At 61.4% G+C, this 793-nt stretch carries 2 protein-coding genes; both read right to left on the reverse strand.

Annotation, left to right across the window (positions count from 1 at the left end; genetic code table 11):
• Window positions 1-479 (reverse strand): NAD(P)-binding protein (locus BN1139_RS13675; protein ID WP_041980613.1); only part of this gene is annotated, 479 nt, incomplete at its 3' end.
• Window positions 476-793 (reverse strand): SDR family NAD(P)-dependent oxidoreductase (locus BN1139_RS21780; protein WP_041980616.1); only part of this gene is annotated, 318 nt, incomplete at its 5' end. The genes BN1139_RS21780 and BN1139_RS13675, both read right to left, overlap by 4 nt.

Genomic DNA, 793 nt, shown 5'->3' on the forward strand with positions numbered 1-793 from the left:
TCGCTAAACTCCCCCGCCAGCAGAAAGTCCCCCAGGGTCAGCTCGGGGCCAGCCCCCTGATGTTGACCATCTGACAGCCAGGCCCGTGCCTCCCGGTTGAACCGCAAAATCTCGGCGACAAAGCCGTAGAAGCGCGGACTCAGCAGATTGCTGCGCTGGGCAAACAGGGTGTCGAGGTTGTGACCGTTATACTCCAGTCCCTCCGGGCTCTTTACCGAGAAGCTCATCTCGGCCGGTTGGCGCGCCATGCCGATCCGTGCCAGCAACTTCAAGAAGTTGGGGTAGGTGCGATCGTTAAAGACGATAAAGCCGGTGTCGATGGCATAGCTGCGGCCAGCCTGAGTCACATCGACGGTGGCGGTGTGACCGCCCAGAATCGGCGCCGCCTCGAACAGGGTGATGTCATGGAGTTTGTGGAGCAGAAAACCGGCGGTGAGCCCCGAGATCCCTGAACCGACGATGGCGATCTTTTTCTTCATGAATGGCTTCCTTTCGATACGAGTGCGCGGCCAAGGCGCAGCCAGAGCCCCACCGGCAGCGCACCAAGCAGGCGCAGCAACCAGATGAAACGGCGGGGAAAGTGGATCTGGTGACGACCAGCGGTCAGCCCGCCCATGATGGCTCGGGAGGCCTGCTCCACCGTCACCAGACAGGGCATGGGAAAATCATTTTTGGCGGTGAGCGGCGTCTGGACAAAGCCGGGGCGGATCAGGGTCACCCCGATCCCTTTGCTGGCCAAATCTAGGCGCAAGGTATCCGCCAGATAGTCGAGGGCCGCCTTGGAGGCGCCATA

The organism is Aeromonas veronii bv. veronii (genome assembly GCF_000820225.1).
GTDB lineage: Bacteria > Pseudomonadota > Gammaproteobacteria > Enterobacterales > Aeromonadaceae > Aeromonas > Aeromonas veronii.